General features: G+C 70.7%; 11 protein-coding genes and 4 pseudogenes. 5 read left to right on the top strand and 10 right to left on the bottom strand.

The annotated features are described in order from the left end of the window. Nucleotides 1-144: 144 nt before the first annotated feature. From AC2W7M_RS08085 to AC2W7M_RS08065, 5 genes and pseudogenes are all read right to left on the bottom strand, one after another. Nucleotides 145-840 carry a DUF4167 domain-containing protein gene (locus AC2W7M_RS08085; protein ID WP_486131508.1) on the bottom strand — a complete coding sequence of 232 codons (696 nt, stop codon included), beginning with the start codon at nt 838-840 and terminating at the stop codon, nt 145-147. 282 nt (nt 841-1,122) lie between these two features. Beyond that, nucleotides 1,123-2,247 (bottom strand): peptide chain release factor N(5)-glutamine methyltransferase, encoded by a 1,125-nt coding sequence (prmC, locus tag AC2W7M_RS08080; protein WP_486131506.1) that lies wholly within the window; start codon nt 2,245-2,247, stop codon nt 1,123-1,125. A 20-nt stretch (nt 2,248-2,267) separates the two neighbouring features. Next, nucleotides 2,268-3,344 carry a peptide chain release factor 1 gene (gene prfA / locus AC2W7M_RS08075; protein WP_486131504.1) on the bottom strand — a complete coding sequence of 359 codons (1,077 nt, stop codon included), beginning with the start codon at nt 3,342-3,344 and terminating at the stop codon, nt 2,268-2,270. A 7-nt stretch (nt 3,345-3,351) separates the two neighbouring features. Next, nucleotides 3,352-5,618 (bottom strand): annotated as a pseudogene (ptsP, locus tag AC2W7M_RS08070) (phosphoenolpyruvate--protein phosphotransferase). 73 nt (nt 5,619-5,691) lie between these two features. Next, nucleotides 5,692-6,935: pseudogene (locus AC2W7M_RS08065) on the bottom strand (aspartate kinase). Here AC2W7M_RS08065 and AC2W7M_RS08060 point away from each other — a divergent pair. Both AC2W7M_RS08060 and AC2W7M_RS08055 read left to right on the top strand, forming a co-directional pair. Beyond that, nucleotides 6,823-7,167: a hypothetical protein gene (locus tag AC2W7M_RS08060; RefSeq protein WP_486131510.1), complete on the top strand. Its 345-nt coding sequence runs from the start codon at nt 6,823-6,825 to the stop codon at nt 7,165-7,167. The pseudogene AC2W7M_RS08065 and the gene AC2W7M_RS08060 sit on opposite strands and share 113 nt — an antisense overlap. 146 nt (nt 7,168-7,313) lie before the next feature. Continuing rightward, nucleotides 7,314-7,724, top strand: a complete 411-nt coding sequence (locus tag AC2W7M_RS08055; protein WP_486131502.1) for an HIT domain-containing protein — start codon at nt 7,314-7,316, stop codon at nt 7,722-7,724. Between the two features lie 152 nt (nt 7,725-7,876). Here the strand turns inward: AC2W7M_RS08055 and coaA are convergent, their stop codons facing one another. The 5 genes and pseudogenes from coaA to hisH form a co-directional block, all read right to left on the bottom strand. Then, a complete protein-coding gene (coaA, locus tag AC2W7M_RS08050; RefSeq protein ID WP_486131500.1) occupies nt 7,877-8,848 on the bottom strand; it encodes a type I pantothenate kinase in 972 nt (323 codons plus the stop codon). A gap of 23 nt (nt 8,849-8,871) precedes the next feature. Continuing rightward, nucleotides 8,872-9,198: a phosphoribosyl-ATP diphosphatase gene (locus AC2W7M_RS08045; protein ID WP_486131498.1), complete on the bottom strand. Its 327-nt coding sequence runs from the start codon at nt 9,196-9,198 to the stop codon at nt 8,872-8,874. A 36-nt stretch (nt 9,199-9,234) separates the two neighbouring features. After that, nucleotides 9,235-10,011, bottom strand: coding sequence for an imidazole glycerol phosphate synthase subunit HisF (gene hisF, locus AC2W7M_RS08040; RefSeq protein WP_486131496.1), 777 nt, complete (start codon nt 10,009-10,011; stop codon nt 9,235-9,237). Between the two features lie 5 nt (nt 10,012-10,016). After that, nucleotides 10,017-10,681 (bottom strand): annotated as a pseudogene (locus tag AC2W7M_RS08035) (1-(5-phosphoribosyl)-5-[(5-phosphoribosylamino)methylideneamino] imidazole-4-carboxamide isomerase). Between the two features lie 59 nt (nt 10,682-10,740). Beyond that, a pseudogene (gene hisH / locus AC2W7M_RS08030) lies at nt 10,741-11,391 on the bottom strand (imidazole glycerol phosphate synthase subunit HisH). Nucleotides 11,392-11,535: 144 nt separating this feature from the next. On the opposite strand from hisH, the gene AC2W7M_RS08025 reads away from it, so the two are divergent. From AC2W7M_RS08025 to rpoN, 3 genes are all read left to right on the top strand, one after another. Then, a complete protein-coding gene (locus AC2W7M_RS08025) occupies nt 11,536-12,066 on the top strand; it encodes an LptA/OstA family protein (protein ID WP_486131494.1) in 531 nt (176 codons plus the stop codon). A gap of 321 nt (nt 12,067-12,387) precedes the next feature. After that, nucleotides 12,388-13,446 carry an LPS export ABC transporter ATP-binding protein gene (gene lptB / locus AC2W7M_RS08020; RefSeq protein WP_486131492.1) on the top strand — a complete coding sequence of 353 codons (1,059 nt, stop codon included), beginning with the start codon at nt 12,388-12,390 and terminating at the stop codon, nt 13,444-13,446. 40 nt (nt 13,447-13,486) lie between these two features. Continuing rightward, nucleotides 13,487-15,046: an RNA polymerase factor sigma-54 gene (gene rpoN / locus AC2W7M_RS08015; RefSeq protein ID WP_486131490.1), complete on the top strand. Its 1,560-nt coding sequence runs from the start codon at nt 13,487-13,489 to the stop codon at nt 15,044-15,046. Nucleotides 15,047-15,738: the final 692 nt, after the last annotated feature.

The following is a 15,738-nucleotide window of genomic DNA, read 5'->3' as shown; positions in this document are numbered from 1 at the left end:
GCGCGCCTCGCCGTCCCCGGCGTCGGCGGCTTCCTCGGGCGCGGCCTCGCGCTCGGGCTCGTCCTTGGCCGGTTCCTTCGCCGCATCCTTGGCGATGCCGGCGCGGTGATGAAGGAGGGCAGGCCGATGATCTGCTCCTCCTCGTCACGCGACGGGCTCGGCGGGGCGGGACGCGCCGGTCGGGGGGCATCGTCCTCGCCGCGCGGCGGGGCGCGGCGTACGGAACTCGCGGGTCTCGCGCGGTTCACGGGCCTCGCGCGGCTCCCGGCCTTCGCGGTTCTCGCGGCCTTCTCGCGGCTCGCGGCTGTCCCGCGCCTCGCGCGGCTGGTAGCCCTCGCCGCTCTCGTCGTCGCGGTTGCGGCGGAAGCCGTTGCGTCCCTCGCGCGGCTGGCGCCCCTCTCGATTGTCGCGGTTCTCGCGCGTGTCTCGGTTGTCGCGGTTGTCTCGGTTGTCGCGCCCCTCGCGCTGCGCGTAGGGCTGCTGGTCGCCGCCGCGCTGCCCGAAGGGCTGGGGCGCGTCGAGGGCCGAGACGTCGTCCATCTCCTCGTCGTCGCCGTCCTCGTCGCGGCCGAAGCCGGGCTGGGGACCGAACTGGCCCTGGAGCGAGGCGATGAGGCGCAGATAATGCTCGGCGTGCTGGAGATAGTTCTCGGCCGCCACCGGGTCGCCGGAGGACTGGGCGTCGCGCGCGAGCTGCTGGTACTTCTCGGCGATGTGGTGGGCGGTACCGCGGACCTTCACGTCGGGCCCGTTGGACTCATAGACACGCGTGAGCGGATTGGATCCGCGCCGGTTGTTGTTGTTCCGGCCGCGCATGCGCTTCTGCTGACCATTTCTCATCGTGATCGTTCTCTACTCGCTCGGCGTTCACTCCGCCGCCTGCGCCGGATCGCGTGCGAATCTCGGGCGATGCGGCCTGGGTTACGGGACCTGCCGGTTCGCGCCACGGCCGCGCGGCGCCGAACCGGGAAACATGGGTGATGCGCGCGCGGTCCTGCGCCTGTGGCGCCCGCGCCGGTAAGCATGCGGAAGTGCCCTTAAGAGTTCAGGATCAGTCCGATCATCGAGCCTCGATCCGCGCCTCCGGCGCGGCCGCCCAATCTGACACACCGCGTCACGGCCTCATGCCGGAGCGCGCTTTACCCGGTGAAACGATCGTTCCGCGAGAAGATTGCCCGGGCGCCGCATCCGCGCGCCATCGGCCACGATCCTCCATGGCATCCGAAACGTCCCGACGAGATTTCGGAAGCCTGCACTACCCCTCTGGGCAGGTGCCTCGGCTCGATTCCTGAAAAGGACACTAGCCAGTTCCCTCGCACGATCCAAGCGTTTTTTTCCCTGGGCCGCGTGCCCCGCTTTCGCCAGAATCTGTGCTGGCTCACGGTTTGCGCGCGGCGAGGGCGCGGGCGATGCCGGCGAGGTCGGCGCCGGGCGGGGCCGGCGAGCGCAAGCCCCGGCCGCGCGCAGAAGCTGCGCCACGGCCTCCTCCTGGCCGATGCCCAGCTCAAGCACCAAAATACCGCCCGGCGCCAGCAGGCGCACCGCCTGCCGGGCGATGGCGCGGTAGGCGTCCAGTCCATCGGCGCCGCCGTCGAGGGCAAGAGGCGGATCGTGCAGGCGCACCTCGGGATCGAGACCGGCGAGGTGCGCGGTCGGGATGTACGGTGGGTTCGACACCAGCAGGTCGAAGCCGCCGGCCAGCGCCTCGCCCCAGCGCCCGGCGACCACCGCCGAACGGCTGGAGAGCCCGAGCCGCGCCAGATTGTCGCAAGCGGTCCGGGCGGCGTCGACGCTGAGGTCCACCCCGATGCCGAAAGCGTGGGGCAATTCCGTGAGCAGCGCCGCGAGGATGGCGCCCGAACCGGTGCCGAGATCGACGATGCGCAGCGGCGCGGCGCGGTCGACCACCAGAGCGAGCGCCGCCTCCACCACCGTCTCCGTGTCCGGGCGGGGAACCAGCGTGTCGGGAGACAGCGCGAAGTCGAGGCTCCAGAATTCCCGCCGCCCGATGAGCCGTGCCACGGGCTCCCCCGCGAGGCGCCGGGACAGAAGCTGTCCGGCGCTGTCTCGCGTCTGCGGTGTCGCCGCTTCGGCGCCGCGGGCGAGGAGCCCGGCCGGATCAAGCCCCGAAGCCGCGCCGAGAATGAGTCGCGCCTCGGTGTCGGCGGCGGCGATGCCGGCCGCCTTCAGGTGAGCCGCCATGGTGCGCCGGAGTGCGGCGAGGGTGACGGCGTCGTCAGCACTCATGGCGCGCGGCTCCTTCGGCCTCACGCTTCGTCTGCGGCGGCCATCAGCGCCGCCTGGTGCTCGGTGACCAGCGCATCCACCAGATCGTCGAGCGCCGTGCCGGCGATCACCTCCTCCAGCTTGTAGAGGGTGAGGTTGATGCGGTGGTCGGTCACGCGTCCCTGCGGGAAATTGTAGGTGCGGATGCGCTCGGAGCGGTCGCCGGAGCCCACCTGGCCCTTGCGCTCGGCGGCGCGGCCGGCCTCTTGGCGCTGGCGCTCCTCGTCCAGCAGCCGGGCGCGCAGCACCGCCATGGCCCGCGCCTTGTTGCGGTGCTGGGAGCGCTCGTCCTGCACCACCACCACGGTGTTGGTGGGCAGATGGGTGATGCGCACGGCGCTCTCGGTCTTGTTGACGTGCTGGCCCCCGGCGCCCTGGGCGCGGAACACGTCGATCCGCAGGTCGCCCTCGTCCACTTCCAGGTCCACCTCCTCCGCCTCCGGAAGCACCGCGACGGTGGCGGCGGAAGTGTGGATGCGCCCGCCCGCCTCGGTGGCGGGAACGCGCTGCACCCGGTGGACGCCGCTCTCGAACTTCAGGCGGGCATAGGCGCCGCGCCCGTGCACGGCGGCGACGATCTCCTTGAAGCCGCCCATGGTGCCCTCGCTCTCGGACAGCACCTCGACGCTCCAGCTCTTCTCGGCGGCGTAGCGCGCATACATGCGGAAGAGGTCGCCGGCGAACAAGGCGGCCTCGTCGCCGCCGGTTCCGGCGCGCACCTCCAGGATGACGCCGCGCTCGTCCATGGCGTCCTTGGGCAGGAGCGCGAGACGCACCTCGCGCGTCAGCTCCTCGATGCGCTCTTCCAGGCGCGCCACCTCGCCCTCGGCGAGGGCGCGCATCTCCGGATCGCCTTCGGCGGTCAATTCCCGGGCATCGGCGAGGTCGCGCTCGGCAGCCTTCAATGCCTTGACCTGCGCCACCACCGGGGACAGGTCGGAAAATTCCCGGCCGAGGCGGGCGATCTCGTCGCCCTGCGCGCCTTGGGCGAGCGCGGCCTCGATCTCGGCATGGCGCGCGACAAGCTGGTCGAGCTTCGCAAGCGGCAGCGTGTTCATCGGCTGCTTATAGCGCGAGCCCGCTCGCCAAAGCGAACGCCCGAAGCGTGGCGCGGATGTCGACCGTGCCGGTGCGGTCGTCGAGCAGCGGCAGCAGCACCTTGCGCGCCGCCGCCACGTCCAGTTCCAGCAGCGTCGCCTTCACCGGTCCGATGGAGGCCGGAGAGACCGAGAGCGAGCGATAGCCGAGCGCGGCGAGCGCCACCGCCTCCAGCGGCCGCGAGGCCAGCTCGCCGCACAGGGTGATCGGCTTGCCGTGGCGCGCGCCGCCTCCGCCACCATGCGGAAGGCGCGCAGCGCCGGCGCCGAGAGCGGGTCGAACCGGTCGGCGACGCGCATGTTCGAGCGGTCGGCGGCATAGAGGAACTGGACCAGGTCGTTCGAGCCGACGGAGAGAAAGTCCGCCCGCGCCAGCATCTCGTCCAGCTGGAACAGCAGCGAGGGCACCTCCACCATGGCGCCGACGAACACCCGGTCGGGCAGGCCGTGGCCATGCCGGCGCAGATGGGTGAGCTCGCGCTCGACGATGGCGCGGGCGTGGTCGAACTCCTCCACCGCCGCCACCATCGGGAACATCACGCGCAGTTCGCGCCCTGCCCCGGCGCGCAGCAGCGCGCGCACCTGCGAGCGCAGAAGGCCGGGACGGTCGAGGCCGAGGCGGATGGCGCGCCAGCCGAGCGCCGGATTCTCCTCCTCGATCGCCCGCATGTAGGGCAGCACCTTGTCGCCGCCGATATCGAGGGTGCGGAACGTCACCGGCCGCTCGCCCGCAGCATCCAGGACCGCGCGATAGAGCTTCAGCTGCTCCGAGATGCGCGGAAACGTGGACGCGATCATGAACTGAAGTTCGGTTCGGAACAGTCCGATCCCCGCGGCGCCGGTCTCGGCGATATGGGGCAGGTCCACCAGCAGGCCGGCATTGAGGTGCAGGTCCACATGCACCCCGTCCTTGGTCACGGAGGGGCGGGTGCGCAGGGCCGCATACTGGGCCTGCCGGCGGGCGCGATAGCGCACCTTCTCGGCATAGGCCTCCTCCACGTCGCCGGGAGGGCGCAGGTGCACCTCGCCGGCCTGGCCGTCGACGATCACCGGGTCGCCCGGGTCGGCGAGGCCGGCCGCGTTCTCCACCTGGCCCACGGCGGCGATGCCGAGCGCGCGGGCGACGATGGTGACGTGGCTGGTGGTGCCGCCTTCTTCCAGCACCAGCCCCCGGATGCTGGTGCGGTCATAGTCCAGCAGCGCCGCCGGGCTCATGTTGCGGGCGACGAGGATGGCGTTCTCCGGCAGCGCCTCGCGCTCGGTGCCGCGGCCGCGGCCGGTCAGTTCGCGCAGCAGGCGGTTGGCGAGGTCGTCGAGATCGTGCAGGCGTTCGCGCAGATAGGGATCGGACGCGCGCATCATGCGGGCGCGGGTGTCCGACTGCACGCGCTCCACCGCGCCCTCGGCGGTGAGGCCCGAGAGCACCGCCTCGCGCATCCTGTGCATCCAGCCCCGGTCATGCGCGAACATGCGGTAGGCTTCGAGGATGTCCCGGTGCTCGCCGGCCTTGGACAGGCCGTCGTCCTCCAGCATGGCATCGATGGCGTGGCGCAGCTTGCCGATGGCGGCGTCGAGCCGCTCGGTCTCCTTGTGGACGTCGTCGGCGATGACGTTGGTCACCTTGATGCGCGGCTCGTGCAGCACCACGTAGCCGAGCCCGAGCCCGTCGGCGAGCGGAACGCCCTTCAGGTGCACCGGCCTGCGGATGGCGGGCTCGGCGCCGGGCTTCGCCAGCGCGGTCAGCTCGCCCGAGGCGATCATCTCCGCCAGCACCATGGCGGTGGTCTGGAGCGCCTCGATCTCTTCTTCCGTATAGGTGCGGCGCGCCCGGTTCTGCACCACCAGAACGCCCAGCGTGTTGCCGCCGCGCAGGATCGGCACGCCGAGGAAGGAATTGTAGATTTCTTCGCCCGTCTCCGGACGGTAGGCGAATTCGGGGTGTCCCTGGGCGTCGGACAGCGCCAGCGATTCGGCCTCGCGCGCCACGTGGCCGACCAGGCCCTCGTCCACCCGCATGACGGTAAGATGAACCGCGTCCCGGTTCAGGCCTTCCGTAGCGTACAGCTCGAGGGTCTGATCGACGCGCAGCACGTAGACCGAGCACACCTCCGCGACCATGTTGGCGGCGATGAGCACGACGATCTTGTCGAGGCGGTCCTGCGCGCTGACCGGCTCCGCCATCACCTCGCGGAGGCGGCGGAGCAGCACGCGGGGGCCGCCGAGCGCGCCACGCATCGGCCGCATCCTCAAGGTTGGCGGGGAACCCCGCGGGGATTTCAGTGAACGGCGCGCCCCCGCCTGTCCGCCCTCAGCTGTCGAGCCCGTATAGCGAATGGAGAGTCCGCACCGCAAGCTCGGTATAGGCCGCATCGATCAGGATCGAGATCTTGATCTCGGACGTGGTGATGGCCCGGATGTTGATTCCCTTGCCCGCCAGCGCCTCGAACGCCTTCGCCGCGACGCCGGCATGGGAGCGCATGCCGATGCCGATCACCGAGACCTTGGTGACCTCCATCGCCCCTTCGAGCGCCTGGTAGCCGACCTGCGCCCGGGCACCCTCCAGCACCGCCTTGGCCCGTTCGAAATCGGCCGAGGGCACGGTGAAGGTAATGTCGGTGAAGCCGTCCGCCGAGACGTTCTGGACGATCATGTCCACATTGATGTGGGCCTCGGCGAGCGGGCCGAACACCGCGGCGGCGATGCCGGGCTTGTCCGCCACCCGGCGGATGGAGACCTGGGCCTCGTCCTTGGCGAAGGCGATGCCGGTGACCACCTGCGATTCCATCTGGTTTGCCACGATCTCCTCCTCGTCGCAGATGAGCGTGCCCGCGGTCTCGACGTGCGCCATCTCCGGCGCGTCGGGGTCGACGAGGCTGGAGCGCACGAACGTGCGCACATTGTGCACCATGGCGAGTTCCACCGAGCGCACCTGGAGCACCTTGGCCCCGAGGGATGCCATCTCCAGCATCTCCTCGAAGGCGATGCGGTCGAGGCGGCGCGCCTTCGGCACCACGCGCGGATCGGTGGTGTAGACGCCGTCGACGTCGGTATAGATGTCGCAGCGCTCGGCGCGAGCGCCGCCGCCACCGCCACCGCACTGGTGTCGGAGCCGCCGCGCCCCAGCGTGGTGATGCGGCCGGACGCCGCGTGCATGCCCTGGAAGCCGGCGATCACCGCCACCTCGCCGCCGTCCACCGCGGCGCCGAGGGCGGCGCCATCGATCTCCAGGATGCGGGCCGAGCCGTGGGCGTCGTCGGTGAGAATGGGGATCTGCCAGCCCTGCCAGGAGCGCGCCGGGACGCCCATCTCCTGGAGCGCGATGGCGAGCAGCCCGCTCGTGACCTGCTCGCCGGAGGCGACCACCGCGTCGTATTCGCGCGCGTCGTAGAGCGGCGCGGCCTCCTTGCACCAGGCCACCAGCTCGTTGGTCTTGCCGGCCATGGCCGAGACCACCACCGCCACCTGGTATCCGGCCTCGACCTCGCGCTTCACGTGGCGCGCCACGTTGCGGATGCGCTCCAGGTTGGCGACCGAGGTGCCGCCGAACTTCATCACCAGCCGAGCCATGGCTCGTGCCTTTCTCTCACTGAAAATTGGGAAACAAGGGGTGCAGAGGAACGGGCGCGCGCGGCGCGGGCCGCGCGGACGTCATTTTCGCCGGCGCATGGACAGGGCGCCGCGAACGGCGCCGGTGTCCTTGATCCTCGTGCTGGCGGAGCGGTGCATCCCTTTGGCCCTGCGCGCGGGTTCGACGGTTCGCGCGGCGTTTCGCGCCGCTTCCTAGCCGCAACGGGGCCGTGGGGCAACCCGGCCGGCGCAATCGGCCGCCAGTCCGCCGCCCGACCGAGCCAATAGACGGGGCTTGATCGGCCGGGTGCGATCGCCGATCACGGCGGGGATGCGCCCTCCCGATACGCCGAGGCATGGCCCATGGCTTCCTTCCCGCTCGATCCGCGCCTTGAGGCCGACGGCCCGGTGGTCGCCGAGCTTCCCTTGTGTCAGGTCCGCCTTGTGGACGACGCACGCTTCCTCTGGGCGGTGCTGATCCCGCGCCGGGAGGGCCTGGTGGAAATCCTCGACCTTCCGGCCCGCGATCGGGCGGTGCTGATGGAGGAGATCGCGGCGGTGGGGGCGGCGGTGAAGGCGGTGTCCGGCTGCGCCAAGCTCAATGTGGCGGCGCTGGGCAACATGGTCAGCCAACTGCATGTGCATGTCATCGGCCGCAGTCCGGGCGACGCGGCCTGGCCGGGTCCGGTGTTCGGCTTCGGCGTCCGCGCGCCGCTGACGCCGGAGGCGATGACGGAGCGGCTTGAGACGCTGCGCGCCGCGCTCCTGCCCTGAGCGCACAGCTTCCATGTTTGCCGGCCGAGCGCGGCAGGAGGGCGGGACAAAAGGGGAAGACGGCCGCAGCCGCGATTCGCTCGGGATTCGTTCCCGCGCCGTTCCGTCCGCGGTCATGCCCGCGTCCCATTCCGGGACGGGACCTCGGCCCGTCAGAGCCGCCGGAGGCTCACCTCGGCCACCTCGTGGTCGCCGGCCTTGCGCAGGATGAGGTCGGCGCGCTGGCGGGTGGGCAGGATGTTTTCCACGAGGTTCGGCAGATTGGTGCGCCGCCAGATGGCGAGGGCGGTAGCGTTCGCCTCGTCCTGCGTCAGCTTCGAGTAGCGGTGGAAGTAGGAGAGCGGGTCCTTGAACGCGGTTTCCCGGAGCCGCATGAAGCGCTCCACGTACCAGCGCTCGATCACGTCCTCGTCGGCATCGATATAGACCGAGAAGTCGAAGAAGTCGGAGACGAAGGGGATCGCCTTGCCGTCCTTGGGCGGGCGTGTGGTCTGGAGCACGTTCAGCCCCTCGACGATGAGGATGTCCGGCCGGTCCACCTCCACCGTCTGGTCCGGCATCACGTCGTAGAAGAAATGCGAGTAGAGCGGCGCCCGCACCGGCCGCCGGCCGGCCTTGATGTCGGTGAGGAAGCGCAGCAGCAGCGGCAGGTCGTAGCTTTCGGGAAAGCCCTTCTTCTCCATCAGCCCCTCGCGGTCCAGCACCGCATTGGGCAGGAGGAAGCCGTCGGTGGTCACGAGCCCCACCTTCGGCGTGTTGGGCCAGCGCGCGAGCAGCGCCTGGAGCACGCGGGCGGTGGTGGACTTGCCCACCGCCACCGAGCCGGCGACGCCGATGATGTAGGGCACCTTGCCCTCGCCATTGGCCTCGTTCTCGCGCTGGTCGAGGAAGTGGCTCATGGCGCGGAACAGCTTCTGCGTCGCGCCCACATAGAGCGAGAGCAGGCGCGACAGCGGCAGGTAGATCTCCTCCACCTCCTTGATGGAGAGGTGGACGCCAAGGCCCTGCAGACGCTGGATTTCCTCCGGACGCAGCGTGAGCGGCGTGTCGCGGCGCAGCGCCGCCCATTCCTCGCGCGAGAAGGTGCGGTAGGGCGAAAGGGCGGGATCCATGCGCTGGTCCATGAGGAAGAAGCCCGTGTCCCGTCTCAGTCCGGCTTGCGCGCGGCCTTCTCGGCGAGGCCCGATTGCCCGGTGCGGCGGGCAAGCTCGGCCTCGACCTCAGAAAGCGTCACGCCGCGCGCGGCGAGGACCACGAGGAGATGGTAGAGGAGATCGGCGCTCTCGGCGATGAGACCCTCGTCGGGGGCGCAGACGGCGGCGATCACCGTCTCCACCGCCTCCTCGCCGAGCTTCTGGGCGCATTTGGCGACGCCCTTGTCGAGCAGCGAGCGGGTGTAGGAGCTTCCCGCGTCGGCCGCGGCGCGCGCGGCGACGATCCGCTCCAAATCGGCGAGGGTGAAGGGCGCGCTCATGCGATCCTCGCTGGGCGGGAAAAGACGGGGCCGCACTCACACATCGAGGCGCACCGGCAGGCCGGCCTCCTTGAGGTGTTCCTTGGCCTCGCGCACCGTGAAGGTGCCGAAATGGAAGATCGAGGCGGCCAGCACCGCCGAGGCGCCGCCGTCGCGGATGCCGTCCACGAGGTGATCCAGCGTGCCCACGCCGCCCGAGGCGATCACCGGCACGTGCACCGCGTCGGAGACCGCGCGGGTGAGCGCGCAGTCGAAGCCCTTGCCGGTGCCGTCCCGGTCCATGGAGGTCAGCAGGATTTCGCCGGCACCGAGGTCCACCACCTCGCGGGCATATTGGATGGCGTCGATGCCGGTGGGGGTGCGCCCGCCATGGGTGAAGATCTCCCAGCGGTCGGTCTCGCCCTCGGCCGACACCTTCTTGGCGTCGATGGCGACGACGATGCACTGCTCGCCGAACTTCTCCGCCGCCTCGCCCACGAAGGCGCGGCGGCTGACGGCGGCGGTGTTGATGGAGACCTTGTCGGCGCCCGCATGCAGCAACGTGCGCACGTCGTCCACGGTGCGCACGCCGCCGCCCACGGTGAGCGGCATGAAGCACTGCTCGGCGGTGCGGCGCACCACGTCGAGGATGGTGCCGCGGTTCTCGTGGCTGGCGGTGATGTCGAGGAAGGTGAGCTCGTCCGCACCGGCGGCGTCATAGGCGCGGGCGGCCTCCACCGGGTCGCCGGCATCGCGCAGGTCGACGAACTGGACACCCTTCACCACGCGGCCGTCCTTGACGTCGAGGCAGGGGATGACGCGGACCTTCAGCATGGCACCTACCGCCCCGCCACCAGAGCCAGCGCCTCGCGGGCATCGAGCCGGCCGTCATAGAGCGCGCGCCCGGTGATGGCGCCGGCGACCTTGGCGGCGGCGGGCTCCAGCAGCGCCTCGATGTCCTCGATCGAGGCGAGGCCGCCGGAGGCGATCACCGGCAGCGCCACCGCCTCGGCCAGCGCCACGGTGGCGTCGATGTTGAGGCCCTTCAGGAGGCCGTCGCGGGCGATGTCGGTGTAGATGATGGCGGACACGCCGGCATCCTCGAAGCGCTTGGCGATCTCCACCGCCGAGAGCTTGGAGGTTTCGGCCCAGCCTTCCACCGCCACGAAGCCGTCGCGGGCATCGAGGCCCACCGCCACCGGCCGGGATGGGCTTTCGCGGCGGCCTTGACGAAGTCCGGGTCGCGCACCGCGGCGGTGCCGAGGATGACGCGGGTGACGCCCTTCTCCAGCCAGGCCTCGACCGTGGCGAGGTCGCGGATGCCGCCGCCGAGCTGTACCGGGATGGAGACCGTCTCCAGGATGCGCTCCACGGCGGCCGCGTTGACCGGCTTGCCGGCGAACGCGCCGTCGAGGTCCACGAGGTGCAGATAGCGAAAGCCGAGGGTCTCGAACTCGGCGGCCTGGGCGGCGGGGTCGCGGTTGAACACGGTCGCGCGGGCCATGTCGCCCTGCTCCAGGCGCACGGCGAGGCCGTCCTTCAGGTCGATGGCGGGAAACAGGATCACGGGTGCCACTTCAGGAAATTGGCGAGGAGCGCAAGGCCGAGGGTCTGGCTCTTCTCGGGATGGAACTGGGTTCCGGCCACGTTGTCCTTCGCCACCACGGCGGTGATGGTGCCGCCATAGTCGGTGGTGGCGACGAGGTCGAGGCCGTCGGCCGGCTTCAGGTGGTAGGAATGGACGAAATAAGCGTGCAGCCCGCCTTCGCCGGACGGCACCTGCGCCAAAAGCGGGTGCTCGCGCGCAATCTGCAGCGTGTTCCAGCCCATGTGCGGGATCTTGAGGGCGGGATCGGCGGGGGCGATGCGGTCCACCTCGCCGCGGATCCAGCCGAGACGTCCGTGACGCCGTGCTCCAGCCCGCGCTCGGCCAGCAATTGCAGGCGACGCAGATGCCGAGGAAGGGCCGGCCCTTCTCCTGCACCGCCTCGGTCATGGCCTCCACCATGCCGGGCACGGCATCGAGCCCCGCGCGGCAGTCGGCGAAGGCGCCGACGCCCGGCGAGGACGACGCGGTCGGCGCGGGCGCACCACGTCGGGGTCGCAGGTCACCAGCACCGGCTGCTCGCGTCCGGCCTCGCGCGCGGCGCGCTCGATGGCCTTGGCGGCGGAGTGCAGGTTGCCGGAATTGTAATCGACGACGGCGACGGTCATGGGGCGGAGGCCCCCCGGGAAGCTGCCGATGATGCCGGGGGGCGCCCGCATGGCGCGGCGCGCGCCGTCGTTTCTCGGCCGCGCTGCTCTCCGCCGGGTCTCGCCACGGGTCTCGCCGCCCCCGCCGGGGCGCAGCAGGGCAACGTGCCCAATGCGCTCCAGGGCTTCGCCAAGAACCGCGACCAGCCCGTGCGCATCAACGCCAATTCCCTGGAAGTCCGCGACAAGGACAAGATCGCGGTGTTCTCCGGCAACGTGGTGGTGGTGCAGGGCGACACCACCATGAACACCAAGGACCTGCTCGTCTATTACGACGGCTCGGTGGGCGCCCCTCAGGAGGGCGCGCCCATGAAGCAGGGGCAAATCCGCAAGCTCGAGGCCAAGGGCGGCGTGGTCGTCAAGACCAAGGAGCAGACCGCCACCGGCGACAGCGGCGTCTTCATGATGGCCGACAACACCGTCACGCTGGTGGGCAAGCCCGTGGTTCTGACCCAGGGGCCGAACGTGATCCGCGGCCAGAAGCTGGTGGTCGACCTCGTCACCGGGGTCTCGAAGTTCGAGGGCGGCCGGGTGGAGAGCCTGATCGTGCCCGGCTCGGTCAAGGAGAACCAACCCGCCGGCGCGAAGCCGGGCGCGCCGGCGCCGCAGGGCGGCGCACAGGCACCGCGCCGCTAGACAAAGCGTGCTCTATCAAGAGTTGAGAGTGCGGTCCGATCAAATGGATCCAATTTGATCGGACCGCACTCTCGTCACCGGCCGATCCACGCGGCGCGCGCACGCGGTGCAGTGTCGTCGCACTGGCGTCGACGCAGGATTTGTACCAGACTGCGACAGCTTTGCGACACGGCGCCGCGCGCGCGGGATCCGCCGCCGCCAATTTGCTTGCGAACGCTTTCCACAGAACGCTCGGCCCAATTTTTGCATAAACGGTGCATTGCATCCCCGTGGGCGAGCGGCTAAACCTGAACTCTGGGGGGCGGGGGCCCGGAGGCAGAGTTGAACGTCCTATCGATTTTCGGAAGGGGCGGCGGCAAGCGCCGGACGAGCACGATCAAGTCGCGCCAGCCGGCGGACGACCATGCCGACCTCGCGGCGCTGGAGCAGGCGCTCTACGACGACGCCCCGCAGAACTCGCGGCAGGACTCCCGTCAGGACGCCAGCGGCTATGAGGCCCGGCGCCAGGGACAGGGGCACGGGGAGCCGCAGGACGACCAATTCGACGATGATCGCGGCTACGCAGAAGATTACGACGACGCCTATGACGGTGCCTGGGAAGAGCCGCTCGCGCTGACCCATTCCGGCCGGCGCGGTCCCGTCACCGAGGCCGACATGCAGGACGCGCTGGCTGCCTACGGCCTCGCCAAATCCTACGGCGGGCGTCAGGTGGTGCGCGACGTGTCCATGAACGTGCGGCGCGGCGAGGCGGTGGGCCTGCTCGGCCCCAACGGCGCCGGCAAGACCACCTGCTTCTACATGGTGACGGGCCTCGTGAAGGCGGATGCCGGCCGCATCGAGCTGGACGGCCACGACGTCACCCCCATGCCCATGTATCGCCGCGCCCGGCTCGGCATCGGCTACCTGCCGCAGGAGGCCTCCATCTTCCGGGGGCTCACGGTGGAGGGCAACATCATGGGCGTGCTCGAAGTCACCGAGCCCGACCGCCGCAAGCGCGCCGACGAGATGGAGGCGCTGCTGGAGGAGTTCAAGATCACCCACGTGCGCAAGTCGCCCGCCATCGCCCTCTCGGGCGGCGAGCGCCGGCGCGTGGAGATCGCCCGCGCGCTCGCCAGCCGCCCCTCCTTCATGCTGCTGGACGAGCCCTTCGCCGGCATCGACCCGATCGCGGTGGGCGACATCCAGGCGCTGGTGCGCCACCTCACCTCGCGCGGCATCGGCGTGCTGATCACCGACCACAATGTGCGCGAGACGCTCGGCCTCATCGACCGTGCCTACATCATCCATTCCGGCACCGTGCTGATGGAGGGCGATCCGGAGGCCATCGTCTCCAGCCCGGACGTGCGCCGGCTCTATCTCGGCGAGGAGTTCCGGCTGTGAGGACGGACCGCTCCAGCATCCCGCCGCGGGAGGGCGCGCCATGGCGCTGAGCCCGAAGCTGGAGTTCCGCCAGACCCAGTCGCTGGTGATGACGCCGCAGCTGATGCAGGCGATCAAGCTGCTGCAGCTCTCCAACATGGAGCTGGTGGCCTATGTGGAGGCCGAGCTGGAGCGCAACCCGCTGCTGGAGCGCCCTGGCCGAGAACGAGAGCCCGACCCCGCCGACGGCCAGGAGAGCGCCGAGGCGCGCGAGGCGCGCGAGGAACTCGCCACCGCCGAGCGCGAGGCGCCCGCCTCCGGCGAGTGGATGGAGCAAGGTCTCGAACCCTCCCGCGCCGAGATGGAGACCCGCCTCGACACCGACCTCGGCAACGTGTTCCCGGACGACGCGCCCTCCGAGCGCGCCCAGGGCGCGGCCTCGCCCGGCGCCTCCTCCAGCATCGACTGGGGCAGCGGCGGCGGCGACCGGGGCGAGGACTACAATCCCGAGGCCTTCCTCACCTCCGAGGCGACGCTGGCCGACCACCTGGAGGCGCAGCTCTCCGTGGCGGAGCCGGACCCCGCCCGCAAGCTCATCGGCATCCACCTCATCGGCCTCATCGACGAGGCGGGCTACTTCACCGGCGACCTCGACCAGGTGGCCGAGCAGATGGGCGCCCGCCCGGCGGAGGTGGAGGCGGTTCTGCGGGTGATCCAGACCTTCGAGCCCACCGGCGTCGGCGCCCGCAACCTCGCCGAATGCCTCGCCATCCAGCTCAAGGAGCGCGACCGCTTCGATCCCGCCATGCAGGCGCTGGTGGCGAACCTGGAGCTGCTGGCCCGCCACGACCGCAACGCGCTGAAGCGCATCTGCGGCGTCGACGCCGAGGACCTTGCCGACATGATCGGCGAAATCCGCCGGCTCGATCCCAAGCCCGGCCTCGCCTTCGGCGGCGGCGTGGTGCACCCGCTGATCCCGGACGTCTATGTGCGCCCCGGCGCGGACGGCACCTGGATCGTGGAACTCAATTCGGAGACCCTGCCGCGGGTGCTGGTGAACCAGTCCTACCACGCGGTGGTGGCGAAGGCGGCGAAGGCGCCGCACGAGAAGAGCTTCCTGGCCGAATGCCTGCAGAGCGCGAGCTGGCTCACGCGCTCGCTCGACCAGCGGGCGCAGACCATCCTGAAGGTCGCAAGCGAGATCGTGCGCCAGCAGGACGCATTCCTGCTGCACGGCGTGCGCCACCTGCGCCCGCTCAACCTGCGCACGGTGGCCGACGCCATCGGCATGCACGAATCCACCGTCTCCCGCGTCACCTCCAACAAATACATCGCGACCCCGCGCGGCGTGGTGGAGATGAAGTTCTTCTTCTCGTCCGCCATCTCGGCGGCGGGCGGCGGGGAGGCCCATTCGGCCGAGGCGGTGCGCCACCGCATCAAGGCGCTGATCGACGCGGAGAGCGCCGACGACGTGCTCTCCGACGACACGCTGGTCCAGAAGCTGCGCGCCGACGGCATCGACATCGCCCGCCGCACGGTGGCGAAGTATCGCGAGGGCATGAACATCCCCTCCTCGGTGCAGCGCCGGCGCGAGAAGCTGTCCCTGCGCGAGGTGGGCTGACGCCGCCGGCTCTCCCGCCGGACGGCGGCTTTGCAGGATGCCGCTGGGGTCCGTCTCGTCGGCGTCCCACCCGTCACCGCCGTCATCCCCCGGCTTTTCCGGGGGATCCACGCCGCGTCCGGGCCGGCGCTTCATCTTCTGCACGCCCGCTCGCGGCCCCGTGGATGCCCCGGACAAGCCGGGGCATGACGGAGGCTGGAGCTCCCCGCGTGAAGCCTCCGCCTTGCGCGTCCGCGCTCCCAGGTCATCGCGCCCCAACACCTCCGTCGCCCTCCGGCGACCGGGCGCGCCGTGGGGAGGGTGCGATGGATGCTCCGATCAAGTCGGAGCATGACGGCGGCTTTGCAGGATGCCGCTGGGGTCCGTCTCGTCGGCGTCCCACCCGTCACCGCCGTCATCCCCCGGCTTGTCCGGGGGATCCACGCCGCGTCCGGGCCGGCGCTTCATCTTCTGCACGCCCGCTCGCGGCCCCGTGGATGCCCCGGACAAGCCGGGGCATGACGGAGGTTGGAGCTCCCCGCGTGAAGCTTCCGCCTTGCGCGTCCGCGCTCCCAGGTCATCGCGCCCCAACACCTCCGTCGCCCTCCGGCGACCGGCGCGCCGTGGGGAGGGTGCGATGGATGCTCCGATCAAGTCGGAGCATGACGGCGGTCGGGCGCGGGGGAGCTGGGTTATGGTCGGCCGGGCCGCGC

It is taken from the genome of Xanthobacter sp. BG11Y11_SDJG (assembly GCF_057364445.1).
The sequence above is the reverse complement of the archived record's forward strand: the minus strand, read 5'-3'. Positions and strand labels throughout refer to the sequence as shown.